Origin of the sequence: Pseudomonas sp. TE50-2 (assembly GCF_040813665.1) — a bacterium.
GTDB lineage: Bacteria > Pseudomonadota > Gammaproteobacteria > Pseudomonadales > Pseudomonadaceae > Aquipseudomonas > Aquipseudomonas soli.
The window spans coordinates 295,733-320,981 of the sequence record NZ_JBFNXN010000001.1 but is presented as its reverse complement, the minus strand read 5'-3'; the positions used below and the strand labels follow the sequence as shown (position 1 = coordinate 320,981).

Here is a 25,249-nt window from a genome sequence, read left to right as displayed (position 1 = left end):
CTCAGCCTCGTCCGTGCTGGAAACTGACGCTGTAGCGCACCTTGTCCGGCTCGCCGATGGCCGCCAGGTACTGTTCGACGCTGATCTCGCCGACGCAGGGGCGGGCGCCCGGTTCAGGCTGGTAGCCTTCGACGACCCTGGCCATCAGCGCCACTGCCGCGCAGCTGGGGATCTCCGGGCCCTTGTCGTCGCTGGCGCTGACCTGAGCCTGCAGGCGCAGTGGCTGGCCTTGCAGGTCCAGGCCGCGAACGTCGAGGTACATCGCGCTCTTGCCATCGCCCCAGTGTTCGAAACGGCTGCCCAGCCGATGCAGGCGCCGCGCCCAGGGCAGCGGGTCGCGTACCAGGCCGTACTTGACCAGCAACGCCAGCGCGGCATTGGCCAGACCGCCGAGCATCAGCCCGGAGCCGGCCTTGAACGCCAGGTCACGGGCGCCGTAGCGTGCGGCGAAGATGTCCATGTCCGGCACGTCGACGTTGTTCAGCAGGCGCCAGCCCAGCCCGGGCAGATGGCGCAGCTGCAGGCCGAGCCAGCCGTCCACGCTGTACGGGCGGCCGTCGCGCCACTGGCGGATCGGCCTGCCGGCATAGGCCAGCACGCCTTCGATGGTGGACAGGCCGGGCATCTTCGCCGAGGAAGAAATGCCGTGCTCGATGCGGTCGATACGGCTGAAGTGATGGCGCTGCTCGTCGAGAATCGCCGACGACAGGCTCGGCACCGAACTGCAGCCACTGAGCAGGGTGACCTGGGCCCGGCGGGCACGTTCGTCCAGTTGGGCGATGCCATTGACGAACAGCCGGCAGTCGGACAGGTCGCAGTAGTGCGCGCCGGCTTCGATGCAGGCCTCGGCCACGCGGTAGGGCTGGCCCTGGAACGGGCCGCCGGTGTGGATCACCCAGTCGATGCGCAGCGCGCGCAGGGCATCGGCAAAGCCGGGGGCCATCGCATCGCCGCACCAGCTTTCGCTGCCGTTCAACCGTGCGGCCAGTTGCGAGAGGCTGTCGGCATTGCGGCCGGCGATCACCAGTTGCACGGCGGGCATCTGGTTCAGGTGGCGGCAGATGATACGGCCGAAGTTGCCGTAGGCGCCGATCACCAGGATTCGGGGAGACATGCTGGGGTCCTTGTGCATGTGTCGGGGGAACGCGGGGCCGCAAGGCAGCCCCGGTGGGGTCAGGCGTCGTAGCCGAGGTTCGGCGCCAGCCAGCGCTCGCTCACGGCAATGTCCTGGCCCTTGCGCGCGCTGTACTGCTCGATCTGGTCCTTGTCGACCTTGCCCACGGCGAAGTACTGCGCCTGCGGGTGGGCGAAGTACCAACCGCTGACCGCCGCCGCCGGGAACATGGCGAAGTGTTCGGTGAGGAACACGCCGCTGGGGCCGGTCTCGCCGATCGCGGTGCCGTCGAGCAGGCGGAACAGGGTTTCCTTCTCGGTGTGGTCCGGGCACGCCGGGTAGCCAGGCGCCGGGCGGATGCCGCTGTACTGCTCCTTGATCAGCGCCTCGTTGTCCAGGTGCTCGTCCTTGGCATAGCCCCAGTGCTCCTTGCGCACCTGTTCGTGCAGCCACTCGGCGCAGGCCTCGGCCAGGCGGTCGGCCAGGGCCTTGACCATGATCGAGCTGTAGTCGTCGCCCTTGTCCTGGTAGGCCTTGGCCACTTCCTCGGCGCCGATGCCGGCGGTGGTGATGAAGCCGCCGACATAGTCGGTCACGCCGCTGGCCTTGGGCGCGACGAAGTCGGCCAGCGACCAGTTCGGCTTGCCGTCGGGCTTGATGGTCTGCTGGCGCAGGTGGTGCAGGGTGGCCAGGGTCTGGCCGGCGTCGCCATACACCTCGATATCGTCATCGGCCACCTGGTTGGCCGGCCAGAAGCCGAACACCGCGCGGGCGCTGATCAGTTGCTCGTCGATCAGCTTGTCGAGCATCTCGCGGGCGTCCTTGTACAGCGCCGTGGCGGCCTCGCCGACCACTTCGTCGGTGAGGATGCGCGGGAACTTGCCGGCCAGGTCCCAGGAGATGAAGAACGGCGTCCAGTCGATGTACTCGGCCAGGGTGCGCAGGTCGATGTTCTCCAGCACCTTGACGCCGGTGAAGGCGGGCACCGCGGCCTGGTAGGCGGCCCAGTCGTACTGCGGCTTGGCGGCGATGGCCTGGGCGTAGCTCAGGCGCTCGGTGCGGGCGCTGCGGTTGGCGGTGCGCTCACGCACCTCGACGTATTCCTGGCGGGTCTTCTCGACGAAACCGCTCTTGAGTTCCTTGGACAGCAGCTGCGTGGCCACGCCCACCGCGCGCGAGGCGTCGGTGACGTAGATCACCGCATCGTTGGAGTACTTGGGTTCGATCTTCACCGCCGTGTGCGCCTTGGAGGTGGTCGCGCCGCCGATCATCAGCGGCAGGTGGAAGTCCTGGCGCTGCATCTCGCGGGCGACATGGACCATCTCGTCCAGCGACGGGGTGATCAGCCCGGACAGGCCGATGATGTCGCACTTCTGCTCGCGGGCGGTCTGCAGGATCTTCTCGGCCGGGACCATCACGCCCATGTCGACGATGTCATAGCCGTTGCAACCGAGCACCACGCCGACGATGTTCTTGCCGATGTCGTGCACGTCGCCCTTGACCGTGGCCATGAGGATCTTGCCCTTGGCCTCGGGCTTGTCGCCTTTCTCGGCTTCGATGAACGGGATCAGGTGGGCCACGGCCTGTTTCATCACGCGGGCGGACTTCACCACCTGGGGCAGGAACATCTTGCCGGCGCCGAACAGGTCGCCGACCACGTTCATGCCGCTCATCAGCGGGCCTTCGATGACTTCGATGGGGCGCGCCGACTGCTGGCGGCACTCTTCGGTGTCTTCGACGATGTAGGCGGTGATGCCCTTGACCAGCGCATGCTCAAGGCGCTTGTCGACCGGCATCGAGCGCCATTCTTCGTTCTCGACTTCCTTGGTGGCGCCGCCACCCTTGTAGTCATCGGCGATGGCCAGCAGGGCGTCGGTGCCATGCGCGGTACGGTTGAGCACCACGTCCTCGACCTTTTCGCGCAGGGCGGCGGGGATCTCGTCGTAGATCTCCAGCTGGCCGGCGTTGACGATACCCATGGTCAGGCCATTCTTGATCGCGTGGTAGAGGAACACCGAGTGGATCGCCTCGCGTACCGGGTTGTTGCCGCGGAACGAGAACGACACGTTGGACACCCCGCCCGAGGTCAGGGCATAGGGCAGGTGGTCGCGGATGTAGGCGCAGGCCTCGATGAAGTCGACGGCGTAGTTGTTGTGCTCCTCGATGCCGGTGGCGACGGCGAAGATGTTCGGGTCGAAGATGATGTCTTCCGGCGGGAAGCCGACTTCGTTGACCAGGATGTCGTAGCTGCGCTGGCAGATCTCGCGCTTGCGCGCGGCGGTGTCGGCCTGTCCGACCTCGTCGAAGGCCATCACCACCACGGCGGCGCCGTAGCGCTTGCACAGGCGGGCGTGGTGCTTGAACTGCTCGACGCCTTCCTTCATCGAGATCGAGTTGACGATGCCCTTGCCCTGGATGCACTTCAGGCCCGCCTCGATCACCTCCCACTTGGAGGAGTCGATCATGATCGGCACCCGGGAGATGTCCGGCTCGCCGGCGATCAGGTTGAGGAAGCGGACCATGGCGGCCTGGGAGTCGAGCATCCCTTCGTCCATGTTGATGTCGATCACCTGGGCGCCGGCCTCGACCTGCTGCAGGGCGACTTCCAGCGCCTCGGTGTAGTTTTCCTCGCGGATCAGCCGGGCGAACTTGGCGGAACCGGTGATGTTGGTACGCTCGCCGACGTTGACGAACAGCGACTGGCGATCGATGGTGAACGGCTCGAGGCCCGACAGGCGGCAGGCCTTGGGGATGTCCGGGATCGCCCGAGGCTGGTACTTGGCCACGGCCTCGGCGATGGCCTGGATGTGCGGCGGGGTGGTGCCGCAGCAGCCGCCGATGATGTTGAGGAAACCGCTGGCGGCAAATTCCTCGACCACCGCGGCCATCTCGGCCGGGGTCTCGTCGTATTCGCCGAAGGCGTTGGGCAGGCCGGCGTTGGGGTGCGCGGAGACGTGGGTGCCGGCCTTGGTAGACAGTTCTTCCAGGTACGGACGCAGGTCCTTGGCGCCGAGGGCGCAGTTCAGGCCCACGGAAATCGGGTTGGCGTGGCGAACCGAGTTCCAGAACGCTTCGGTGGTCTGGCCCGACAGGGTGCGGCCGGAGGCGTCGGTGATGGTGCCGGAGATCATGATCGGCAGTTCGATACCGTCGTCCTCGAACACCTGCTGCACGGCGAAGATCGCCGCCTTGGCGTTGAGGGTGTCGAAGATGGTCTCGATCAGGATCAGGTCGGCGCCGCCCTCGATCAGGCCGCGGGTGGCCTCGATGTAGTTCACCACCAGTTCGTCGAAGGTGACGTTACGGTAGCCAGGGTCGTTGACGTCCGGGGAGATCGAGCAGGTGCGACTGGTAGGGCCGAGCACGCCGGCGACGAAGCGCGGCTTGTCCGGGGTCTCCAGGGTCTTGGCGTCGGCCACCTGGCGGGCGATGCGCGCGCCTTCGACGTTGAGCTCGTAGACCAGTGCCTCCATGCCGTAGTCGGCCTGGGAAATCTGCGTGGCGTTGAAGGTGTTGGTCTCGAGGATGTCGGCGCCGGCGTCCAGGTAGGCTTTCTCGATCGCGGCGATCACATCGGGGCGGCTGAGCAGCAAAAGATCGTTGTTGCCTTTGACATCGCTTGGCCAATCGGCAAAGCGCGTGCCACGATAGTCGTGTTCCTCGAGGCGGTAACTCTGGATCATAGTACCCATGCCGCCGTCGAGGATCAGGATGCGCTCTTTGAGTGCGTTCTGGAGTGCTTGTAAACGAGCGCTGCGGTCGGACATAGGACTACCTGGTCGGGCAAATAACAGAAGGTGCCGAATAATAACAAAGCTGCACGGATTTTAGGCGTATCGCCCATTCGCATGAATTTCCCTCATGTTAGCGCGACGCCCCCAACACCTCAGGACCCGCCAGGCACATCGTGATGGCTTTCAAGAACCAGGACATTCGGCACATGCTGTATCGCATACTTGCCAGCGCCTTCGCCTTGCTCATCAGTGGCGCGGCGTTCGGGCAGGCCCCCCAATCGAGCCCGACGATCTCATACACTCGGGATATCCAACCGATCTTCACCGAGAAGTGCGTGGCCTGCCACGCCTGCAACGACGCTGCCTGCCAGCTCAACCTGGGCAGCGCCGAGGGCGCCGAGCGGGGTGCCTCGAAGGTACCGGTCTACCAGGGCGAGCGCAGCCAGGCGGTGCCCACCACGCGGCTGTTCTACGATGCCCGCGACGAAGCGGGCTGGCGCAAGCAGGGCTTCTATTCGGTGCTGGACAAGCAGGGCAGCCAGGCGGCGCTGATGGCGCGCATGCTCGAACTGGGCCACAAGACCCCGCTTACGCCCAACGCCAAGCTGCCCGAAGAGATCGTGCTGGGGCTCAACCGCAACAACATGTGCCCGTTGCCGCATGAATTCGACGCCTATGCCGGCGCCCATCCCAAGGAGGGCATGCCGCTGGCGGTCACCGGGCTGACCGACCAGGAGTACCAGACCCTGCAGCGCTGGCTGGCCGCTGGCGCGCCGGTGGAAAAGACCCCGATCCAGCCCAGCGCGGCAGAGGCGAAGCAGATCGCCGATTGGGAAGAACTGCTCAATCGCCCCGGCTCGACCGAGGCGCTGGTCGGCCGTTGGCTGTACGAGCACCTGTTCCTGGCGCACATCCATTTCGTCGGTGGCGAGCAGGGCCACTTCTTCCAGTGGGTGCGCTCGCGCACCCCGAGCGGCCAGCCGGTGGACCTGATCGCCACCCGCCGCCCCAACGATCCGCCGGGCACCGACTTCTACTATCGGTTGATCCCGGTGCAGGGCGTGATCGTGCACAAGACCCACATCACCTATCCGATGGGGCCGCAGAAGCTCAAGCGGGTCAAGCAGCTGTTCTACAGCGGCGACTGGCACGCCAGCGCACTGCCTGGCTATGGGCCGCGGCACCGGTCCAACCCGTTCGAGACCTTCGAGGCGATCCCGGCGGTGGCCCGTTACCAGTTCATGCTGGACAACGCCGAGTACTTCGTCCGTACCTTCATCCGTGGCCCGGTGTGTCGCGGGCAGATCGCCACCGACGTGATCCGCGACAACTTCTGGGCGCTGTTCCAGGAGCCGGCCCACGACCTGTATATCACCGATGCCCAGTACCGGAGCGAGGCCACGCCGCTGTTGGCCATGCCGGGGCAGATCGACGACGTGGGCAGCGTGCTGAGCCTGTGGCACGCCTACCGTGACAAGCGCAACGAGTACGAAGCCCTGCGCCGTGAGGCCTATGCCGAACAGCCGGCGCCAAGCTGGTCGACGCTGTGGGCGGGCAACGACAACGCGTTGCTGAGCATCTTCCGCCACTTTGACAGCGCCTCGGTGACCAAAGGCCTGATCGGTGACGTGCCGCTGACCATGTGGCTGTTCGACTATCCGCTGTTCGAGCGCACCTACTACCAGCTGGCGGTGAACTTCGACGTGTTCGGCAACGTCTCGCACCAGTTGCAGACGCGGCTGTACTTCGACCTGATCCGCAACGGCGCCGAGGTCAACTTCCTGCGCCTGATGCCTGCGGGCAAGCGCGGCGAGATCCTTGGCGACTGGTACCAGAACAGCGGCAAGGTGAAGATGTGGATGGACTACGAGGACATCGACACCAGCACTCCGAGCGCGCTGAAACTGGACAAGCACGATCCCAAGCGCGACTTCGGCCTCAAGCTGCTGCAACGCACCGGCAGCCTGAACGCGGCGCCGGACCCGATCAACCGCTGCCAGGGCGCCTATTGCTCGCGGCCCGGCCTGTCCGTGGAGTTCCGTGACGCCGAGCAATCGCTGAGCCGCCTGGTGTCGCGCCCGGCGGCGGGGCTCAAGGTGATCGGCCAACTGCCCGAGGCGAGCATGCTGCGCATCGAAGGGCAGGGCGGCCAGCGCCAGGTCTACAGCCTGCTGCGCAACCGCGCGCACAGCAACGTGGCGTTCCTGCTTGGCGAGGCCTACCGCTACCAGCCGGGGCTGGACACCCTGACCTTGTATCCGGGCGTGCTCAGCAGCTACCCCAACTTCATCTTCAACATCCCGACGGCCGATGTGCCGGAGTTCGTCGAGGACATGGAGGCGGCGCGTGACGACACCGACAAGTTCGAGCGCATCGTCATGCGCTGGGGCGTGCGCCGCAGCCATCCTGAGTTCTGGCGCTACTTCCATGACCTGAACAGCTACATCAAGGAGACCCAGCCGGTGGAGGCCGGGGTGCTGGACATGAACCGCTACGAGAACCTCTGATCGGTTGGCCGGGACTTTCCCGGCATCCTGCGGTCGGAATCGGTAGGTAGGCCCTGGGCTGCTCTGCAGCCCATCGCCGGCAAGCCGGCTCCCACAGAAGTGCGCGAACCCTGTGGGAGCCGGCTCGCCGGGCCTCAATGCACCGCCGATCACAGGGTATTTCATGCTGTATTCGCTTCAGGCTCTCCGGGCATTCGCCGCCTGGCTGGTGGTCTGCCACCACTTCCGGCAGATCTTCTTCGACTTCCACGCCACCGGCCCCATCGGCCAACTGCTCGCTGATCGCGGCGCGGTGGGGGTGGACATCTTCTTCGTCATCAGTGGCCTGGTGATCTACCTGTCGACCCGCGACAAGGTCATCGCCCCCGGGCAGTTCCTGCTCAACCGTGCCTTGCGCATCGTGCCCGCCTATTGGTTCTACACCCTGCTGATGGCCGTGCTGATGCTGGCGGCCAGCCGCTGGATGCCGCACCAGGTGTTCGAATGGCAGCACCTGCTGCTGTCGCTGTTGTTCATCCCAGCGGAAAACCCCGGTGGCTATGGGCTGTATCCAACGCTCAACGTCGGCTGGACGCTGAACTTCGAGATGTTCTTCTACCTGCTGTTCGGCCTGGCCTTCCTGGTACGCCAGCGTCATCACCTGTTGCTGGTGACGGCGGCATTGCTGCTGGTGAGCGAAGTGCTGGGGCGCCTGGGTGTGCTCAGCCGCTTCTACAACAACGACATCGTCTACGAGTTCCTGCTGGGCATCGGCCTGGGCGTGCTCTATCGCCGCGGGCTGATCCGCGAAGGCCTGTGGTTGCCGCTGGGGCTGCTCGGCCTGGCAGGGTTCGCGCTCTATCACCTCGACGCTTCGCAGCGCCTGCTGCACTGGGGCCTGCCGAGCGCGCTGGTGGTGCTGGCGTTCATTGCCCTGGAGCCGTACTTCAAGGGCAACCAGGTGCTCAAGGCCCTCGGCGACTGTTCCTATTCGGTGTACCTGGTGCATGTGCTGGTGCTGTACGCCGGCCTGTTCATCAGCGAGCGGTTGCGCCTGAACCCTTACCTGGTGTTTGCCTTGTGCGTGCCGTCAATCGGACTAATGTCGTGGCTAAGCTACCAATGGCTGGAACGTGGCCTGTATTGGCGGCTCAAGGGCTGGTTAGCCGCCGGTGCGGCGCGGGAACCTGCATTGGCGCTATCCCGAGTCAAATGCTAGGACTTTGTTACCCGGCCGGGTTGGCGTACACTGCCGGCAAGTCTGTGAGGAACTTCCATGAGCGCTATAACCATTACCGACGCCGCCCATGATTACCTGGCCGATCTGCTCTCCAAGCAGAACACGCCTGGCATCGGCATCCGTATTTTCATCACCCAGCCGGGCACTACCTACGCCGAGACCTGCATTGCCTACTGCAAGCCCGGCGAGGAAAAGCCCGACGACCAGCCGGTGGGCCTGAAGAGCTTCACCGCCTACCTCGATGCGGTCAGCGTGCCGTTCCTGGAGGACGCGCTGGTCGACTACGCCACCGACCGCATGGGCGGCCAGCTGACCATCAAGGCGCCGAACGCCAAGGTGCCGATGGTCAACGAAGACAGCCCGATCAACGAGCGCATCAACTACTACCTGCAGACCGAGATCAACCCGGGCCTGGCCAGCCACGGCGGCGCCGTGAGCCTGGTGGACGTGGTCGACGACGGCATCGCCGTGCTGCAGTTCGGCGGCGGCTGCCAGGGCTGCGGCCAGGCCGATGTGACCCTGAAGGAAGGCATCGAGCGCACCCTGCTCGAGCGTATTCCCGAGCTCAAGGGCGTGCGTGACGTGACCGACCACAGCCAGAAGGAAAACGCGTACTACTGATCGCAGTGGTGACGCCATCGCGGGGCAAGCCCGCTCCCACGCCTGGATGCAGCTGCTGCCCAGATGTGGGAGCGGGCTTGCCCCGCGATGCGTTGGGTTACTTTCATTCGACTGAACAAGGACGCTCGGTATGAACCGCTCCTGTATCACGCTGTTTGCCCTGATGCTCTCGACCCACGTCCTGGGGGCCTACCAGCCCCCAGGCAACAGCGAGGCCGACTACCGCCAGGCCGTGGCCAGTCTCGATGCGGTCGAGCCACAGCTGATGCGGATGATCCAACAGTTGGCCGAAGGCACCGCCGCCCAGGACCTGGAGCCCCGCCTGAGCCAATTGCGCGGTGAATGGAGCCCGGCGCTGCAACAGTTGCAGCGCGCAGTCGATGCAGGCCATGCCGTGGCCCAGTATCGAATGGCGCTCTACCGGTTCGCCTATCAGCCGGATGCGCCTGTGCTCGACGACCCTGACCAATGCACGCTTTTGGTCAAGAGCCTGGAGCAAGGCTTCGCGCCAGCCGCTTTGCGTATCGCCAACCAATGCATTGGCTATGTCGATGGGCCTGCCTACGCGCCAGCGTTGAGCAAGGCGCTTGCCGATTTTTCACAGTTCACTGGCTACTATCCGCAGCCGTCGGTGACCCTGGAGTGTGCCAAGCAGGACCCAAAAGATATCCAGTTGCAATGGGGTGACGCGCCGTCCTACCAGGCCGAACTCTACCGGCTGCTCGGCTTTGCCGCTAATCGCCGCAGCCCGTTGCGTCGGGAGTTCTGGCAGAAGGCCGTCGACATCAACGGCTGCCCCACGATTGCCAGGCGCATGGACCGGTTGCAGAACTGAATCGGCATGTAGCAATAAACTGTTACCAATTCAACCCCTGCGACAACCGGTCGCGCCCCGTAAACAAAGGGCTGCAGCCCGATCAGCCGGATGTCGGGTAGATGGTGCGGGGGTGGCGTGACAGAATGCCCCGGTTTTCTGGCCGGCCCATCCCAGGGGTCGGCACCTTCCCTGTAAAGGATGGTTCCATGAATGATCTGTTGACCCGGCGCGCGGTTGTCGCCGGGATGGGCGTACTGGGGCTTGGCCTGCTGGCGGGCTGCAGCCCGGCCCGGGGCCTGGACTTCAAGTACGGCAAGAACATGAGCAACGAGATCCTCGGGCGTAAGTTCAAGCTCAAGGACCCGCAAGGCAACGAGCGCACCTTGTCGAGCTTCTACGGCTCGATGCCGATGATCTTCTTCGGCTTCACCCAGTGCCCGGCCGTCTGCCCGACCGCCATGGCGCGTGTGGCGCAGATCCGCAAGATCCTGCGTGGCCGCGACCGCGACCTGTTCCAGCCGGTGTTCATCACCCTGGACCCGGAGCGCGATACCCCCGAGGTGCTCGATGCCTACGTCAAGGCCTTCGACCCGTCGATCGTCGCCCTGACCGGCACCCCCGAGGAAATCGACGCGGTGGCCCGTGAATTCAAGGTGTTCTACGAGAAGGTCCCGGCCGGCGATACCTACACCATCTCTCACTCGTCCACCAGCTACGTCTACGATACCCGTGGCACCCTGCGCCTGAGCCTGGGCCATTCCCTGAACGCCCAGGAATGCGCCGAAGACCTGGTCACCCTGATGGAGATCTGCTGAATGTCGATGCAACCGATCAAGCGCGGCCTGGCCGCCCTGGCACTGATGAGCCTGGCCCTGCCGGCCTTGGCCCAGACCACCGTGAGCGACGCCTGGGTACGCGCCAGCGTGCCGCACCAGCACGCCACCGGGGCCTTCATGACCCTGACCGCGAGCAGCGACAGCAAGCTGGTCAGTGTCGCCTCGCCCGTGGCCAAGACCGTGCAGGTGCACGAGATGACCATGAACGGCGACGTGATGGGCATGCGTGAAGTGAAGGCGGTCGAGTTGCCGGCCGGCAAGGCGGTGAAGCTGGACCCGAACGGCTTCCACGTGATGCTGATGGGCCTGAACCAACAGGTGAAGGAGGGTGAGCAGGTGCCGCTAACCCTGACCATCGAGGATGCCAAGGGCGCGAAGGAAACCCTGCAGGTGCAGGCACCGGTGCGTGCGCTCAACGCCGAGGCCGGCGCCGGCCACGACCATATGCACATGAACCACTGATGCAGCCCCCTTCGCGGGCGATGCGGCGCTCCGACGAGCCTGCTCCCCCGCGATGGTTTTCAGCGGTCAGCTACGAAAACGTGGCAGCGGCCGTTCGATGTTCAGCGAGGTCAGCGTCTTGCGCACCTGGGCGTCTTCGGCCTCGAGTGCCTTGAGGCTGGCGCGGATCTTGCCGGCGGCGGGCACGTCGCCCTGGCGGTCGATCCAGTCGGCGATCTCCTTGCAGGCGCTGCTCAGGCAGGCCTGACGCTGGCTCATCAGCGACAGGAGCGTGGTGATTTCTCGTTCGGACATGGCGGGTTCCTCCGTTCAGCCTTGTGAGTGTAGCAGCGGCTGCAGCCGACGGTGTCAGCCGCGCAGATAGCGCAAATAGCCCAGGCTCAGCGCGCAGATGGCGAGCGTGATCAGCAGCAACCCAGGCGCCAGCATCTGCAGCATGCCGACTACCATCAGCCCCGCGCCGATCTGCAGGTAATACAGCAGGCCGAACAAGGCTGCCGCCGTACCCCGGCAATCGGCGTAGGCCACCAGTGCCGAGCCGAGCAGCAAGGGGATGGCCATGGCGAACGCGACCATCACCAGGGCCATTGGCGCGACGATCCACGGTGATTCACCGATTGCCGTCATGCCCAGCGCGCCGAGCACGAGCAGCAGCGCGGCACCCTTCATCAGGGTGGCGGCCGCGACTGCGCGCCCCAGCAGCAGGGCATTGAGCCTGGCGCCAGCCAGCGAGCCGAGGGCCAGGGCCACGCCCGAATAGCCCATCCACTGTGCCTGCCCCAGGCGTTCGAAGACGAACGGCGCCAGGCTGTACCAGGCGAACACGGCGATATTGAACAAGGCCACCAGCGCACTGGCCAGCAGTACCCGGCGGTCCGCCAGCAGGCGCATCAGCACCTGGCGCAACGGTGTCAGCGTGGGCGCGGCGGCCTGGGTCTCGGGCATCGCCTGCCAGCCCCAGGCCAGCAGTGCCGATGCCAGGATCAATTGCGCGGCCAGCACGCCGCGATAGCCGAACGCCTGGTCCAGCCAGCCGCCACCGAGCAGGCCCAGTGCGGGGCTGATGGCCAGGCATGCGCCGATCAGCGAGAACACCCGGGCCAGTTCCGCGCCGTTGTAGCGGTCGCGCAATGCGGTCTGGGTCACCACCGAACCGACCGCGGCGGCGAAAGCGGCGACCATCCGCGCCGCCAGCAACTGGCTGAAATCGCTGGCCAGCAGTGCCGCCAGCGCCGCCAGGGCGTACAGGGCAAGGCCCGCGAGCATGGTCGGCCGCCGGCCTTTGATATCGCACAACCGACCCCAGAACAGCACGCCGACCGCGAAGGCGACGAAGTACAACGACAGGGTCAACGAGGCGTGCGCAGCGGAAACCGCGAAGCCTTCGGCCAGCGATACCAAAGCCGGGCTGTACAGGGTCTCGGCTATTTGCGGGAACATGAGCATGGCAGTGGCGAAAGCCAGCCAATAACGATTTTGCATGGGCTTGTCCTCTGCAGTTGATCGGAGGCCCATGGTAGGGTTGGCAAGTGGTGATCCATTATCGTGATCAGGCCATAAAATCAATGAAACAGGACAAGCTGCAATGGCATGGCTCGCACCCGATAGCACCTTTGACCCGGACGCACACCCAGCACCGGTGATCGGCATCTGCTCGGCCCTGGGCGACCATGACTCGGGCAACCACTGGCATGTCCGAGGCCAGGTGCTGTTCACCCGCCAGGGCTGCGTGCGTATCGACTCGCCGGGGCTGCTGTGCCTGTTGCCGCCGAGCCGCGCGGCGTGGATACCGGGTGGCCTGGCGCACCGTGCGCGGATGCGCGAGACGGTGGATTACCGCTCGGTGTACCTGGATACGACGGCGGCGCAGGGGCTACCGGAGCAGGTGACCATCCTCGACGTCAATCCATTACTGCGCGAGCTGCTCGAGCGGATTGCCCAGGCACCCTTCGACAGCGACTGGCGGCATGGGGCCAATCATCATCTGCTGGGCTTGTGTCGTGCCGAACTGCAGAGCGCGCAGCGCCAGCCCATGCTGCTGCCGCTGCCGCGCGACCGACGTCTGGCGCGCCTGGTGGACGGCCTCGATCGCTTGCCGCCGGCGCTGGGCGAGTTGGCGCGGCAAGCCGGGGCCAGTGAAAAGACCATTGGCCGCCTGCTGCGTCGCGACACCGGGATGAGTTACCAGCAATGGCGCCAGCAGTGGCGGTTGCTGCGGGCGGTCGAGCGCCTGGCACTGAACGTGCCGCTGGGGGAGATCGCCGATGAGCTGGGCTTCGCCAGCGATAGCGCCTTCATCGCGTTTTTCCGCGGCATGACCGGACTGACGCCGGGCGCCTGGAGTCGTGCCGCTACGCCAGGTTGAGACAGGCCTGGCGATAGGCGCCCGGCGGCACGCCATAGGCCTGCTTGAACTGCCGGCTCAGATGGCTCTGGTCGGCAAAACCCAGGGTAAAGGCGACTTCGAGGACGGATTGACCGCGTTTGAGCAGTTCCCGGGCGCGGGCCAGGCGGCGCTGCTTGAGCCAGGCATGGGGCGGCAGGCCGGTGGCCTGGCGGAATACCCGGGCGAAGTGGAACGGCGATAGGTTCACCGCGGCCGCCAAGGCTTCCAGCGACGGCGGATCGGCCAGCTGGCTCTCCAGCAGCTCGCGGGCGCGGGCCACGGCCAGCGGTTCGTTGCCGGGGGCGACGGGCTCGGCACAATGGCCATGGCGCTGCACCAGGGCCAGCACCGCCTGGCGCCAGGCGGTCTGTTGCTCAAGGGCGCTGGCGCAGGATTCCGAAAGCCGGTGCAGGTGGCTGAACGTGGCGGCCAGGGCCGGGTCCTGGATCACGCTGTCCTTGAACCGGGGCAGGCCATGGCGGCCCAGCTCCAGTTCGTCGAGCACGCCGGTGACCCGTTCGTGCTCGGGGTAGAAGCCACGGTAGCGCCAGCCGGCCTCATGGGCGGTGGCGCCGGTGTGCAGCTCGTCGGGGTTGATCAGCACCATGCTGCCCACCGGCGCCAGGTGCTCGCTGCCTCGGTGCCAGAAGCGCTGGGCGCCGGACTCGATCACGGTGAACACATAGCCTTCGTGCACATGCGGGGCGAAGCGCTGCTGGATATAGCGGGCGTGCAGCATCTCGACATCGCCCAGGGCGGGCGCCTGCCACAGGTGGGCCTGTTCGCGCAGGGGCGTGCTCATGCCAGCCAGCTGCGCAGGAGGAAGAAGATCAACATGCTCGCCAGCATGCTCAGCAATACGCTGCGGGTCAACAGCACCAGGGCGATGGCCACCAGCGAACCGAGCAGGTAGGGGTTCAGCGGGCTCAGGTCGAGCTGGTGCTCGGGCAGGAAGATGATCGGCCCGCAGATCGCGGTGAGCATGCCGGGCACGGCAAAACCGAGGAACTGCCGCGCATTGGAGCTCAGGCGCAGGGGCAAGCGCGGTTCGAGGAAGGCGTAGCGGTTGAGGAACACCACCGCGCCCATGGCGAAGATCAGCAGCCAGATCATGGGCGGCCTCCGGAAAACTTCTGGCAGATGAAACCGGCGGCCATGCCCAGCAGGCCGGCGGCGACCAGGGCAGTCTCCCAGTGCCAGTAACTGAACAGCACCGAGCAGAACAGCGACACCGCCACGCACACCACGGTCGGCAGGTTGCGTACCAGCGGCGCGATCAGTGCGACGAAGGTGGCGACGATGGAGAAGTCCAGGCCCAGCTGGTCCAGGTGCGGGATGTTCTGGCCGAGGACGATGCCGACCAGAGTGAACAGGTTCCACGCCACGTAGAAGGTCAGGCCCACGCCTAGGGCGTACCAGCGGTTGAACTGCTGCTGGTCGTGGTGGCTGGTGAGGGCGAAGAACTCATCGGTGAGCAGGAAGCCCAGGCCCAACCGCCAGCGGGTCGGCAGCCCCGACAGCACCGGGCGCATCGACAGCCCGTAGAGCAGGTGCTGGGAGGTCAGCAGCAGGGTGGTGAGCAGGATCGAGAACAGGTTGGCGCCACTTTTGAGCATGCCGATGGCGACCAGTTGCGCGGCGCCGGCGAAGACGATGGCCGACAGGCCCTGGCCTTGCCAGGCGCTGAGGTTGGCTTCGATGGCCATGCTGCCTGCGAGCAGGCCCCAGGGGGCAACGGCCACGGACAACGGCAGGATGGCGATGGCGCCGTGGAGGAACGCTTGGCGGGCGAGGGGTGGGCTGGGCATGGAAGCGGCAACGAATCGACAGGGCAGACAAGCATGCCAGACAGGTCTGAGGGTGGCTTGAACGATCTTGCTTTGTTGTCGCCTTTGCTGGCCGCGTCAAAGGGCAAGCCTGCTGCTACAGACTTGAGCAGCGGGCTTGCCCTTTACTTCAACGCAACTCGACCTGCGCGCACAGTCCGCCTTCGGCGCGGTTGCGCAAGGTCAGGCTGCCGCCCATGGCCTGGGTCAGTTGCTGGGCGATGGCCAGCCCCAGCCCGGTGCCGCCGGTACTGCGGTTGCGCGAGCTTTCGACCCGGTAGAACGGCTTGAGCACGTCGTCGAGCTCCGCCTCGGGGATCCCGGGGCCATCATCGAGCACGCGGATCAGCGTCACGCCGTTCTCGCAACCGACTTCCAGCTGCGCGGCGCCGGAGAACTTCAGCGCGTTGTCCACCAGGTTCACCAGCACCCGGCGCAAGGCGTGGGGGCGGGTTTCCAGGGTGGCCTGGGCGCTGCCGCTGCGATTCACCTGGGCGCCGCTGTCCTGGTAGTCGAATACCAGGCTGTCGAGGAAGGCGTCGAGGTTTACCCGGCACGGCGCCTCGGTGCCACTGTCCATGCTGCGGGCATAGGCCACGCCCTCGCGCACCAGGTGCTCCATGGCGTCGAGGTCGTGCCACAGCTTGTCCTTCTCCAGCCCGTCGTCCATCTGCTCGACGCGCAGCTTCATGCGCGTGATCGGTGTCTGCAGGTCGTGGGAGATGGCGGCCAGCAATTGCATGCGTTCCTTGAGGTAGGCAGCGATGCGCGCCTGCAACGCATTGAAGGCCACGGCGGCGTAGCGCACCTCGCGCGGGCCGCTCTCGTCTAGCAGCGCGCCGGGGCTGTTCGGGTCAAGGTCGTCCACGGCCTGGACCAGCCGGGTCAGCGGGCCGATGGCCAGGCGCACGGCGAGCCAGGTGCAGGCCAGCAGCACCGCCAGCTGGATCAGCAGCACCACCGGCAGCCAGGTGGCCACCGGTACTGGCGCCGGGGTGACGTCGATGGTCAGCGGCGCGCCGTCGGCCAGGCGCAGGTGGGCCTGGAAATGCGCATTGGGGCCGGGGATTTCCTGGAAGGTCAGGCGGTAGCGGTCGCCGATGGCCTTGACGATCGAGTCGGCGGCCATCGGCGGGTTCTCGCTGGGCATGGCTTCGCCGGACAGCCCCTCGTCTAGTCGGTAGCGATAGGTGCGCCGCTCCAGGCGCGACAGCCAGGCCGGGCGCTCGGCGGCGGGCAGGCGGTCGAGGATGGCGACAGAGGTCGACACGTCCAGCTCCAGGTTGCTGAGCATCATCGAGCGACTGCTGACATAGCGCTCGTACGCCTGCAGGCTGAACGACAGGCCGTAGGCCAGCACCAATCCTGTGAAGAAGATCAGTGCCAGGCGCGAGGCCAGGGTGCGCGGCCACTTCATGCCGGGGACTCCAGCAATTGCACCGGCAGCGAGAACACATAGCCTTCGCTGCGCACGGTCTTGATGCAGGTGGGTTCGCGGGCGTCGTCGCCCAGGCGCTGGCGCAGGCGGCTGACCAACAGGTCGATGGAGCGGTCGAAGATGTCCGCCTCGCGGCCCTGGGTGAGGTTGAGCAGCTGTTCACGGCTGAGCACCCGCTGCGGGTGGTCGAGGAATACCCGCAGCAGGCGGTACTCGGCACCGGACAGCGCCACCAGGGTGCCTTCGCTGTCGAGCAGGTGGCGCGCGGTGGTGTCCAGGCGCCAGGGGCCGAAGGCGATCAGGCGCCCGCTTTCGCTGATGGTCAGGTTGGGCGGCAGCATGCGCGTGCGGCGCAGTACGGCGTTGATCCGCGCCAGCAACTCGCGGGCGGAGAACGGCTTGGTCAGGTAGTCGTCGGCGCCCATTTCCAGGCCGATGATGCGGTCGGTCTCGTCGTTGCGCGCGGTCAGCATCAGCACCGGCGTGTTGCGGTGCTTGCCGGCGCGCAGTTCGCGGCACAGCAGCAGGCCGTCGTCGCCGGGCATCATGATGTCGAGGACGATCAGGTCGACCGTGTTGTTTTCCAGGAAGGCGCGCATCTGCCGGCCATCGGCGACGATGCTGGTGCGCAGGCCGTTCTTCTTCAGGTAGTTGCCGACCAGTTCGCGGATTTCGCGGTCGTCGTCGACGACCAGGATGTGATCGACATGCTCCATCGGGGTGTCCTTGTGAGTGAGGGTTGGGCGCAGTGTACCGAGCGAATCCGGGCTTGCCTGCCACGCTTTGTATTGCAGTGTATCTGGCACTGCCATGGATACAGGAGGAAGCACGTCACAGCCTGGGCGGACACAAGTGGGATACCTGGCGGGAGTGAAATGGCTCTACCGGGGAGCGACGCCTCCCCAATGCCAAGACCTCGCATCAGGAGAACCACCATGACTATCAAGACCCTCGCCAGCGCCGCCCTGTTTGCCGTCCTCGGCCTCGGCGCCATCACCGCCCAGGCCAGCAGCACCTCGCTCAATGAGGCCAGCGTGATGCAGTACCGCTACGGCGACAAGCTGGATGTGAAGAAGGTGCTGTCGGTGAAGGATGACCGCAGTGACACCTGCGGTGTGGTCAACACCCGCATGGACTACCTCGACTCCCACGGCAAGCCGCAGAGCGTCGAGTACCGTTCCTACGCCACCAGTGGCTGCCATGACAACTGAGGCGCGCGGCAAGCGCCGCCTGCTCAAGGCCGGCGGCGTGGCCCTGGCCCTGCTCGGGCTGGGCTTGGCCGGCCACCTGCTGGCTCGCGACAGCTATGGCCCCATGCCTTCGCTGGCCGGCGCCGCGCAGTGGCTCAACTCGCCGCCGCTGGACGGCCCGGCCCTCAAGGGCAAGGTGGTGCTGGTGGATTTCTGGACCTACGACTGCATCAACTGCCGGCGCAGCCTGCCGCATGTCAACGACTGGGCACGGCGCTACGGCGAGCAGGGGTTGGTGGTGGTCGGGGTGCATACGCCGGAGTACGACTACGAGCATGACATCGGCAGTGTGCGGGCGCAGGTGCAGCAGTTGGGCATTGCCTATCCGGTGGCGGTCGATAACGGCTACCGGATCTGGAACGCCTGGGGCAACCAGTTCTGGCCGGCGCACTACTTCGTCGACCGCAAGGGCCAGGTGCGCCATGTGCACTTTGGCGAAGGCGATTATGCGGGGCAGGAGCGGGTGATCCAGGCATTGCTCGATGAGCAGGGCTGATCCGTTGACCGCTCCGGCCCTATCGCGGGGCAAGCCCAGGCAGCATCATTCGCCGAGCCGCTGCTCCCGCGACGGCGGATAGCCGAAGTATGCCGCATAGCACTTGCTGAAATGCGATACCGAAACGAAGCCGCAGGCCACCGCCACTTCCATCACCGACAGGTCCGAATACTGCAATAGCCGCCGGCTCTTGGTGATGCGCAGCTCCATGTAGTAGCGCCTGGGCGAAGTGCCCAGCTGGGCCTGGAACAAGCGGTCGATCTGCCGGCGCGAGCGCCCGGAGTAGGCGGCCAGCTGGTCGAGGCTCAGGGTTTCCTCGAGGTTGTTTTCCATCAGCTCGACGATGGTACGCAGGTGCAGGCTCATGGACTTCTTCGCCCCGGGCCCGACCTGGCGATAGCGTGCGCCGGAGAACGACAGGATCTCTTCCACGCCTTCGGCCAGGGCATCGCCGTACAGGCGCCGTACCAGGCCGAGCATCAGCTCCATGGCGCCATTGGGGCTGGCGGCGCTCAGGCGGTCGCGGTCCAGGGTGAAGCTGGCCGGGGTGATGCGCGTCTGTGGGCTGATCTCGGCCAGGCTGGCGCGCTGCTCGGGGTGCACGCTGCAGCCGTAGTCGTCGAGCACCCCGGCGCGGCCGAGGAACCAGGCGCCGTTCCACAGCCCGCCGAGGGTCATGCCGTGGCTGGCGCAGTCGCCCAGCAGGCGGTCGAGGTCGGGGTATTTCAATGGCGTGCGCAGGCCGCCGCACACCACCAGCAGGTCGAGGTCGTGCAGGCTGCGGGGATCAAGCGGGCTGGCGATCAGTTCCAGGCCCAGGTCGCTGAGCACCCGATCGCCGCCCAGTGACAGCGGGGTGGAGGTGAAGCTATCGGCGCGCAGCAGGTTGGCGGTGACCAGCACGTCCATCGCCACGGTGAAGCTGGCCATGGAGAAGTGCTCGAGCAGGACGAAGTCGACGCGATAGGGGCGCTGGTTGCCGGCGTCGCCGGACTTGAGCCGCAGCATGTTGCTGGTGCTGGTCTTCTTGCTGAATTGGCGTGGCGTGGGCACTGCGGACTCCGCTTCCTGGCTGGCGGGGTCGAGTGTGCGGTGGGGCGGGGGGAAAGACAACAGGGCGTTGGATGTCGCTGAAAACACAGCGCCCCCTCGAGAGGGGGCGCCGGTTGATGCCGTGCGGGGTTTAGAAGTCGCCGCGCAGGGTGAACATGTAGCTACGCGGAGTACCGTAGGTGGTGCCGCGGGTCCAGTAGCCCATCGAGTCGAAGTACTTGCGGTCGAACAGGTTCTCGACGTCCACGCCCACGGTCCAGTGCTCGTCGAGCTTGTAGGCGGCACGCGCGTCGAAGATCGCCCGGCCGCTGTTGTACGCCTCGTTGTAGGCATCGACGTAGGAGTTCTGCGCCGAAACGCCACCACCGACGCTCAGACGGTTCCACTCGCCCGGGAAGGTGTAGTTGGTGTTCACGCGCACCATGTGTTTCGGGGTCTGCGCCGAGATCGGGCCACCTTCGGAGGAGCTTGTGGTGTTGTAGGTGTAGCCAGCCGCCACTTGCAGGCCCGGCAGCAGTTCGCCGGTGGCCTCGGCTTCGAAGCCCTTGCTGCGGTTGATGCCGTCGCCGTTGACCCAGCAGCGGCCGGCAGAGTCCGTTGGGCACTTGCCACGGTTTGCGGGATCAGGATCTTGCTTGGCTACGTCCTCCTGCTCGATGTAGAACACTGCGAAGGACACGTTTAGACGTTTGTCGAAAAGCTCACCCTTTATACCGGTTTCGTAGTTCGAACCGACTGATGGATCCAGCACGCTGCCGCTGACGGTGCGGTAGTTGGACTGCGGTAGGAAGATGTCGGCATAGCTGGCGTACCAGGACCACTGGTCGTTCAGGTCGTAGATCGCACCGACGAAGGGTGTGAATTCCTCGTCCTGCCGGCTGGTCGTCACCTTCGGGCCGTTCCAGGCTTCGTTCTTGTACCAGCTCAGGCGACCACCGAGGACGAAGCTCAGGTCTTCGGTTGCGTGCAGACGTGTGCTCACGTAGGTGCCATATCGGGTGTCGATGGTGTCATCCATCGACTTCCAGCCGTCACGCTGCAACTCAGGGATATTGCTATGGTTGGGATCAAATACATTAAGCGGAATAGATTTAGGTAGATCTATGGTGTTGTCCTTGTCGTTCATTTTGCGCTTGGACCAGTTGGCACCGAGCGTGACCTGATGGGTCAGGCCGAATGCCTCGAAGGTGCCGTCCAAGTGGCCGTCGACGGCGTCGGAGGTAACGTCAAACTTGTGATAGCTGACAGTGTTGACTCTGGGGCCACCTGGGGCGCCGTATTCCAGCGTGGGATTATTTCTGAAATCCACGCCCCACTCGATGGCGCTACGGTTGTAGCCGCCTTCGGAGTGAGACAGCGCCAGCTTGCCGGTCCAGTTGTCGTTGAATCGATGGGTGAGGTCGGCGAACACCTCGTCCATGTTGGTCTGCAACTTGGTCCAGTCCTGCCCGAGGTAGGTCGAGCGCTTCAGGTGCGGGTTGCTGCCGTCGGGGTTGTTGGGGATACCCAGCACACTGTAGCCATCGATGCGCGAGGTCTGGCGGCGCAGGCCGAGGGCGACGGTGGTGGCATCGTTGAGGTCGGCCTCGACGATGCCGTACAGCAGCGGTCGCTTGGACTTGGTGACATCGGTGAAGTAGCCACGGTCCTCATAGGAGGCGACCATGCGCCCGCGCAGGGTGCCCTGGGGGTTGAGGCGACCGCTGGCATCCAGGTCCAGGCGGTAGTTGTCCCAGGAGCCGGCGCGGGTGATGACGGAGAAACGCGGGTCGGCGGTCGGGCGCTTGCGCACCAGGTTCACCGCGCCGCCCGGGTTGCCCGCGCCCACCAGCAGGCCGGAGGCGCCGCGCAGCACTTCGACGCGGTCGAAGATCGCCATGTCCGGGGTCATCCAGCCGGTGTAGGCGTAGGCTTGACCGGGCACGCCGTCGACCATGTAGCTTTCATCGGTGAGGTCGAAGCCACGGGAGCTGAAGTGGTGGTTGCCGTAGCCGCGGTTGGCGCGGGTGATACCGGTGGTCTGGGCCATCACCTGGTCCAGCGAGACCAGGTTCTTGTCGTCCATCAGCTTGCGGGTGACCACGGTGACCGACTGTGGGGTCTCACGCAGCGATTGCGCGGTCTTGCCGATGGTCACCGCGCCAGTGGTGTAGGAGTTGCTGCCCTCGGTGGTGGCACCCAGCACCTGGCCATTGATGGTGGTGGCGTCGAGGGTCATGGCCGAACCGGATTCAGCCGCGCCGCTGATGATCAGGGTGTTGTCCTGCACGCTGTAGCGAATCCCGCTGTTCTTCAGCAGCTCCCCAGCTGCCTGGGTTGGCGAGAAGCGACCCTTGACCGGGCTGCTGCGCAGGCCCTGTACGGTCTCGGGGCTGAACAGCACCTGCAGGTTGCCCTGGCGACCCAGCTCTTGCAGCGCGCTGCTCAGCGATTGTGCCGGGATGTCGAAGTCTTGCTCCTGGGCCTGCACTTGCGCTGCGAGCGGCAGGGACAGGGCGAGGCCGAGGGTGGCCATGGCCGGCGAGGAACGCAGCATCCGGCGCAGCATCAGCGCCTTGCTCAAAGGGGTCAGTGTGTTGGCTGGTATTGGCATTTTTATGCTCTGGCTCAAGGTACGCAAAGTAAATGAAAATTATTCCGTTGCGAGTAGGACGCATGCGCATGCCAAAACCGGAAAAATATTTTCGGTTGGCAGAGGCCTGACCTGCGACTTCCCTGTGGGCAGGGTTGATTCAGCGTGCGGCAATAGGGGAACGAGCGATGCGGCGGGGAATTTACAAAGTGCGGGCGGTGGCGAGGAGCCACCGCCCGTGAGGCGGGGTCAGGCGGGCAGGGCGGGTTCCTGGTTGCGCTCGACGACGATCTGGCCGCCGTGCATGCGCACCAGTTGGTCGGCCACCGGGAAGTAGCGGTCGTCGTGGGAGATGACGATGATGGTCTTGCCCTGCTGTTTCAGCTCCGGCAGCAGCTCGGTGTAGAACACGCGGCGGAAGGCCGGGTCCTGGTCGGCGGCCCATTCGTCGAACACCAGCACCGGGCGCTGGTCGAGCCAGGCATTGATCAGCGCCAGGCGCTTGCGCTGGCCGGTGGACAGGTCGGTGGTGGTGAAGCTGCCGTCGCGGATGCTCACCTTGTGGGCGATATCCAGGCGTTCGAGGTACTTTCCGGCCTCGGGCGGCAGTTCGGCCTGGCCGGGCAGCGGCTCGTCGAACAGGTAGTAGTCGGCGAAGATGGTGGTGAACAGCTGGCGGTAGTCGTCCAGGCGCTGCGGGGTGACCGTTTCGCCATTGAGCCGCACTTCGCCCTGTTGCGGGCTGTACAGGCCCAGCAGCAGCTTGATCAGGGTGGTCTTGCCGCAGCCGTTCTCGCCGACGATGAAGACGATGTCGCCCTGGCGGATGCTCAGGTTCACCGGCCCCAGGTGGAACGGCTGGCTGCCCTCGACCTGCGGGTAGTCATAGCGCAGCTGGCGCAGCTCGATGGACTCGACGCTGGACACGGCCGGGGCGCGGTCGCTCACCAGCAGGTGCGGCTCGGGCGACGAGAAGCGCGCCGACAGCTCGGCGATGCGGCGCAGGGCGATCTGCGCGCGGCTGATGCTCGGCAGGTTGGTGATCAACTGCTCCAGCGGCCCCTTCATGTACAGCATCACCAGCACGAAACCACCAAGCACGGTGCGGTCGGTGCTTGGCCACAGCGCCTGGAAGGCGATGGCCACGCCGATGACGGCGAAGAACAGCATCGAACCGAAGGTCTCGGCGCTGACGAAGATGTTCGCCGCGCGGATGTTGGCCTTGCAGATGCGCTCGGTGGCGCCGTGGATCAGCTGGTCATGCATGTGCTGGCGGCGCTTGCGCTGGATACGCAGCTCCTTGGCGCCGCCGGAGAGGGCCTGGTAGTGCTTCTGCAGCTCGTCCTCGCCGTTGCGGGCGGTGAGGATGTTCTTCATGCCGAAGCGGTGGGCGAGGAACTGCGCGCCAGTGCCGATCACCACGGTCAGGGCGGTGATCAGCAGGATCTGCCAGGACAGCAGCGCCAGGTAGGCGAGGCAGCCCAAGGTGACGGTGAAGGCGATGACCATCGGTGCCACGGACAGGGCGAAGGCGCTGATGGTGCTGACATCGTTGAGCAGCACCGGGATCAGGCGGTGGGCACGGTAGCGCTCCAGTTGCGCGATCGGCGCCACCAGCACCTTGGCGGACAATTCGCGGCGCAGCCGCGCCACCACCTTCTGGCCCACGTAGTTGGTCAGCAAATTCGAGCCGGTGGAGCAGGCCAGGGTCAGCACGCACAGGCCGCCGAACAGCAGGGCGGTATGGGTGTCCGGCCCGCCGGCGGCATTCATCGCGCTGTTGATGGTGGCCAGCAGGGCGGTGACGCTCAGGCCGCTGACCACGCCAAGGGCCGCCGAAAGCGCGACCAGCATCCAGAACGGCTTGAGTATGCGCAGGGTTTCCTGGGCGAGGCTGGGTGTCTTGAGCGTCATGGGGGCATCTCGTGAGTATTCGTTGGCGCCGGGCAGGAGCAGGTCCTGATCTTGGTAGACGAGAGGGTTTTGCGCGGATTTAGTCGCCCGGCGCCGAGGGCGCCGGGGCGGGGCAGGGCTTACAGTTCGCGGGCGACGCGGAAACCGATCCAGTCGCCGCGCAGGGTGGAGCTGCGCTCGTTGCGGTTGCCCGAGCGCGAGAAGATCGGCGCCTCGGTGTAATCGTTGCCGCGGATCACCCGGCGATCCTCGCATTCGCTGCTGTTTGTCTGCGGGCTGCCGTCGGTGGGGGCGCTGGCGTAGCTGTCGACGTAGCAGTCGCGGGTCCACTCGTAGACGTTGCCGTGGCCGTCGTAGACGCCGAAAGCGTTGGGCGGGAAGCTGCCGACCGGCGAGGTGAAGGAGAAACCGTCGGTAGGGCCGTAGGTATTGGCGTGCTTGGAGATCTGGTACTTCTGCTCGTCGTTGTCATCGAGCGGGAAGGGGAACGGCCCGGTGCTGCCGCCACGCACGGCGTACTCGCGCTGGGATTCGCTGAGCACCTTGTAGACCTTGCCGGTCTTCTTCGACAGCCAGCCGGCATAGGCCTCGGCTTCGTGGAAGTTCAGGCACACGGCGGGCTGGCGGTCGCCTTGCTGGTAGCGCGGCACGCCGGCGATGCACTCGCGGCCTGGGCGGGTATCGCCGTTGGGGACCTTGTAGCCGGTGGCCTTGAGGTAGGCCTTCCACTCCCCGTTGGTGATCTGGTACTGGCTGACGGCAAAGGCTTTCTTGAACGTTACCTCGTGCAGCGGGCCTTCGTCGTCCTGGCGGCCCTTTTCGTCATCCGGGGTGCCCATCATGAAGCTGCCGGCGGGCAGCACCACCATTTCCGGGCAGGTCTTGGCGCAGTCGCGGAACACGCTGCCAGGTTTGTGCGCGGGCGCCGCGGCCAGGGCCGGCAGGCTGCAGGCGACCAGCAGGGCGGCCAGGGTGAGGCGGTTCAGGGGTGCGGTCATGGGAAA

Annotated in this window: 22 protein-coding genes; 9 read left to right on the top strand and 13 right to left on the bottom strand. The window is 65.7% G+C overall.

The window, feature by feature from the left end; all coding sequences use genetic code 11:
- Position 1 precedes the first annotated feature (1 nt).
- Together AAHK21_RS01350 and metH are read right to left on the bottom strand one after the other, a co-directional pair.
- A complete protein-coding gene (locus AAHK21_RS01350) occupies positions 2-1,114 on the bottom strand; it encodes a saccharopine dehydrogenase NADP-binding domain-containing protein (RefSeq protein WP_367856116.1) in 1,113 nt (370 codons plus the stop codon).
- Between the two features lie 59 nt (positions 1,115-1,173).
- Positions 1,174-4,881: a methionine synthase gene (metH, locus tag AAHK21_RS01345; protein ID WP_367856115.1), complete on the bottom strand. Its 3,708-nt coding sequence runs from the start codon at positions 4,879-4,881 to the stop codon at positions 1,174-1,176.
- A gap of 173 nt (positions 4,882-5,054) precedes the next feature.
- Here metH and AAHK21_RS01340 point away from each other — a divergent pair, with 173 nt between their 5' ends.
- The 6 genes from AAHK21_RS01340 to AAHK21_RS01315 all read left to right on the top strand — a co-directional run bounded on the left by AAHK21_RS01340 (position 5,055) and on the right by AAHK21_RS01315 (position 11,310).
- The gene (locus AAHK21_RS01340) at positions 5,055-7,355 is read left to right on the top strand and encodes a fatty acid cis/trans isomerase (RefSeq protein ID WP_367858928.1); all 2,301 of its coding nucleotides are present in this window, start codon (positions 5,055-5,057) and stop codon (positions 7,353-7,355) included.
- A 163-nt stretch (positions 7,356-7,518) separates the two neighbouring features.
- Positions 7,519-8,553: an acyltransferase family protein gene (locus AAHK21_RS01335; protein WP_367856114.1), complete on the top strand. Its 1,035-nt coding sequence runs from the start codon at positions 7,519-7,521 to the stop codon at positions 8,551-8,553.
- Between the two features lie 57 nt (positions 8,554-8,610).
- Positions 8,611-9,195, top strand: a complete 585-nt coding sequence (gene nfuA, locus AAHK21_RS01330) for a Fe-S biogenesis protein NfuA (protein WP_023630602.1) — start codon at positions 8,611-8,613, stop codon at positions 9,193-9,195.
- 130 nt (positions 9,196-9,325) lie between these two features.
- Complete coding sequence (locus AAHK21_RS01325) at positions 9,326-10,030, top strand: hypothetical protein (RefSeq protein ID WP_023630603.1); 705 nt, start codon at positions 9,326-9,328, stop codon at positions 10,028-10,030.
- A 188-nt stretch (positions 10,031-10,218) separates the two neighbouring features.
- A complete protein-coding gene (locus AAHK21_RS01320; protein ID WP_031315095.1) occupies positions 10,219-10,827 on the top strand; it encodes an SCO family protein in 609 nt (202 codons plus the stop codon).
- Entirely contained in the window at positions 10,828-11,310 is a 483-nt protein-coding gene (locus AAHK21_RS01315) for a copper chaperone PCu(A)C (RefSeq protein ID WP_038705971.1), read from the top strand.
- Positions 11,311-11,376: 66 nt separating this feature from the next.
- Here the strand turns inward: AAHK21_RS01315 and AAHK21_RS01310 are convergent, their stop codons facing one another.
- Both AAHK21_RS01310 and AAHK21_RS01305 read right to left on the bottom strand, forming a co-directional pair.
- Complete coding sequence (locus AAHK21_RS01310) at positions 11,377-11,604, bottom strand: hypothetical protein (protein ID WP_023630605.1); 228 nt, start codon at positions 11,602-11,604, stop codon at positions 11,377-11,379.
- Between the two features lie 54 nt (positions 11,605-11,658).
- The gene (locus AAHK21_RS01305; protein ID WP_367856113.1) at positions 11,659-12,792 is read right to left on the bottom strand and encodes an MFS transporter; all 1,134 of its coding nucleotides are present in this window, start codon (positions 12,790-12,792) and stop codon (positions 11,659-11,661) included.
- Positions 12,793-12,895: 103 nt separating this feature from the next.
- Here AAHK21_RS01305 and AAHK21_RS01300 point away from each other — a divergent pair, with 103 nt between their 5' ends.
- Positions 12,896-13,675 (top strand): helix-turn-helix transcriptional regulator, encoded by a 780-nt coding sequence (locus tag AAHK21_RS01300; RefSeq protein WP_367856112.1) that lies wholly within the window; start codon positions 12,896-12,898, stop codon positions 13,673-13,675.
- Here AAHK21_RS01300 and AAHK21_RS01295 read toward each other — a convergent pair.
- From AAHK21_RS01295 to AAHK21_RS01275, 5 genes are all read right to left on the bottom strand, one after another.
- Entirely contained in the window at positions 13,662-14,498 is an 837-nt protein-coding gene (locus tag AAHK21_RS01295) for an AraC family ligand binding domain-containing protein (protein ID WP_367856111.1), read from the bottom strand. The genes AAHK21_RS01300 and AAHK21_RS01295 overlap by 14 nt on opposite strands.
- Entirely contained in the window at positions 14,495-14,809 is a 315-nt protein-coding gene (locus AAHK21_RS01290) for an AzlD domain-containing protein (RefSeq protein WP_023632701.1), read from the bottom strand. Before AAHK21_RS01290 ends, AAHK21_RS01295 begins: the two co-directional genes overlap by 4 nt.
- Positions 14,806-15,504, bottom strand: coding sequence for an AzlC family ABC transporter permease (locus tag AAHK21_RS01285; RefSeq protein ID WP_367856110.1), 699 nt, complete (start codon positions 15,502-15,504; stop codon positions 14,806-14,808). Before AAHK21_RS01285 ends, AAHK21_RS01290 begins: the two co-directional genes overlap by 4 nt.
- A gap of 148 nt (positions 15,505-15,652) precedes the next feature.
- The gene (locus AAHK21_RS01280) at positions 15,653-16,939 is read right to left on the bottom strand and encodes a sensor histidine kinase (protein ID WP_367856109.1); all 1,287 of its coding nucleotides are present in this window, start codon (positions 16,937-16,939) and stop codon (positions 15,653-15,655) included.
- On the bottom strand, positions 16,936-17,676 hold the full coding sequence (locus tag AAHK21_RS01275) for a response regulator (protein WP_046855862.1): 741 nt from the start codon (positions 17,674-17,676) through the stop codon (positions 16,936-16,938). The genes AAHK21_RS01280 and AAHK21_RS01275 overlap by 4 nt, the downstream gene beginning before the upstream one ends.
- A gap of 219 nt (positions 17,677-17,895) precedes the next feature.
- Between AAHK21_RS01275 and AAHK21_RS01270 the strand changes: the two genes are divergently transcribed.
- Together AAHK21_RS01270 and AAHK21_RS01265 are read left to right on the top strand one after the other, a co-directional pair.
- Positions 17,896-18,171 (top strand): DUF2790 domain-containing protein, encoded by a 276-nt coding sequence (locus AAHK21_RS01270; protein WP_367856108.1) that lies wholly within the window; start codon positions 17,896-17,898, stop codon positions 18,169-18,171.
- Positions 18,161-18,706 (top strand): thioredoxin family protein, encoded by a 546-nt coding sequence (locus tag AAHK21_RS01265; protein ID WP_263158323.1) that lies wholly within the window; start codon positions 18,161-18,163, stop codon positions 18,704-18,706. The genes AAHK21_RS01270 and AAHK21_RS01265 overlap by 11 nt, the downstream gene beginning before the upstream one ends.
- Positions 18,707-18,751: 45 nt before the next feature.
- Here AAHK21_RS01265 and AAHK21_RS01260 read toward each other — a convergent pair whose 3' ends face one another.
- From AAHK21_RS01260 to AAHK21_RS01245, 4 genes are all read right to left on the bottom strand, one after another.
- Positions 18,752-19,759, bottom strand: a complete 1,008-nt coding sequence (locus AAHK21_RS01260; protein WP_367856107.1) for a GlxA family transcriptional regulator — start codon at positions 19,757-19,759, stop codon at positions 18,752-18,754.
- 130 nt (positions 19,760-19,889) lie between these two features.
- Positions 19,890-22,352, bottom strand: a complete 2,463-nt coding sequence (locus AAHK21_RS01255; RefSeq protein ID WP_263158321.1) for a TonB-dependent siderophore receptor — start codon at positions 22,350-22,352, stop codon at positions 19,890-19,892.
- 228 nt (positions 22,353-22,580) lie between these two features.
- Positions 22,581-24,245 (bottom strand): cyclic peptide export ABC transporter, encoded by a 1,665-nt coding sequence (locus AAHK21_RS01250; protein ID WP_102682353.1) that lies wholly within the window; start codon positions 24,243-24,245, stop codon positions 22,581-22,583.
- 119 nt (positions 24,246-24,364) lie between these two features.
- Positions 24,365-25,243, bottom strand: a complete 879-nt coding sequence (locus AAHK21_RS01245) for a formylglycine-generating enzyme family protein (protein ID WP_367856106.1) — start codon at positions 25,241-25,243, stop codon at positions 24,365-24,367.
- Positions 25,244-25,249 lie beyond the last annotated feature (6 nt).

What these genes read in the sequence shown, in the direction of transcription:
- AAHK21_RS01350 (WP_367856116.1), bottom strand. Translation starts at nt 1,114, where the DNA reads ATGTCTCCCCGAATCCTGGTGATCGGCGCCTACGGCAACTTCGGCCGT.
- metH (WP_367856115.1), bottom strand. Translation starts at nt 4,881, where the DNA reads ATGTCCGACCGCAGCGCTCGTTTACAAGCACTCCAGAACGCACTCAAA.
- AAHK21_RS01340 (WP_367858928.1), top strand. Translation starts at nt 5,055, where the DNA reads ATGCTGTATCGCATACTTGCCAGCGCCTTCGCCTTGCTCATCAGTGGC.
- AAHK21_RS01335 (WP_367856114.1), top strand. Translation starts at nt 7,519, where the DNA reads ATGCTGTATTCGCTTCAGGCTCTCCGGGCATTCGCCGCCTGGCTGGTG.
- nfuA (WP_023630602.1), top strand. Translation starts at nt 8,611, where the DNA reads ATGAGCGCTATAACCATTACCGACGCCGCCCATGATTACCTGGCCGAT.
- AAHK21_RS01325 (WP_023630603.1), top strand. Translation starts at nt 9,326, where the DNA reads ATGAACCGCTCCTGTATCACGCTGTTTGCCCTGATGCTCTCGACCCAC.
- AAHK21_RS01320 (WP_031315095.1), top strand. Translation starts at nt 10,219, where the DNA reads ATGAATGATCTGTTGACCCGGCGCGCGGTTGTCGCCGGGATGGGCGTA.
- AAHK21_RS01315 (WP_038705971.1), top strand. Translation starts at nt 10,828, where the DNA reads ATGTCGATGCAACCGATCAAGCGCGGCCTGGCCGCCCTGGCACTGATG.
- AAHK21_RS01310 (WP_023630605.1), bottom strand. Translation starts at nt 11,604, where the DNA reads ATGTCCGAACGAGAAATCACCACGCTCCTGTCGCTGATGAGCCAGCGT.
- AAHK21_RS01305 (WP_367856113.1), bottom strand. Translation starts at nt 12,792, where the DNA reads ATGCAAAATCGTTATTGGCTGGCTTTCGCCACTGCCATGCTCATGTTC.
- AAHK21_RS01300 (WP_367856112.1), top strand. Translation starts at nt 12,896, where the DNA reads ATGGCATGGCTCGCACCCGATAGCACCTTTGACCCGGACGCACACCCA.
- AAHK21_RS01295 (WP_367856111.1), bottom strand. Translation starts at nt 14,498, where the DNA reads ATGAGCACGCCCCTGCGCGAACAGGCCCACCTGTGGCAGGCGCCCGCC.
- AAHK21_RS01290 (WP_023632701.1), bottom strand. Translation starts at nt 14,809, where the DNA reads ATGATCTGGCTGCTGATCTTCGCCATGGGCGCGGTGGTGTTCCTCAAC.
- AAHK21_RS01285 (WP_367856110.1), bottom strand. Translation starts at nt 15,504, where the DNA reads ATGCCCAGCCCACCCCTCGCCCGCCAAGCGTTCCTCCACGGCGCCATC.
- AAHK21_RS01280 (WP_367856109.1), bottom strand. Translation starts at nt 16,939, where the DNA reads ATGAAGTGGCCGCGCACCCTGGCCTCGCGCCTGGCACTGATCTTCTTC.
- AAHK21_RS01275 (WP_046855862.1), bottom strand. Translation starts at nt 17,676, where the DNA reads ATGGAGCATGTCGATCACATCCTGGTCGTCGACGACGACCGCGAAATC.
- AAHK21_RS01270 (WP_367856108.1), top strand. Translation starts at nt 17,896, where the DNA reads ATGACTATCAAGACCCTCGCCAGCGCCGCCCTGTTTGCCGTCCTCGGC.
- AAHK21_RS01265 (WP_263158323.1), top strand. Translation starts at nt 18,161, where the DNA reads ATGACAACTGAGGCGCGCGGCAAGCGCCGCCTGCTCAAGGCCGGCGGC.
- AAHK21_RS01255 (WP_263158321.1), bottom strand. Translation starts at nt 22,352, where the DNA reads ATGCCAATACCAGCCAACACACTGACCCCTTTGAGCAAGGCGCTGATG.
- AAHK21_RS01250 (WP_102682353.1), bottom strand. Translation starts at nt 24,245, where the DNA reads ATGACGCTCAAGACACCCAGCCTCGCCCAGGAAACCCTGCGCATACTC.
- AAHK21_RS01245 (WP_367856106.1), bottom strand. Translation starts at nt 25,243, where the DNA reads ATGACCGCACCCCTGAACCGCCTCACCCTGGCCGCCCTGCTGGTCGCC.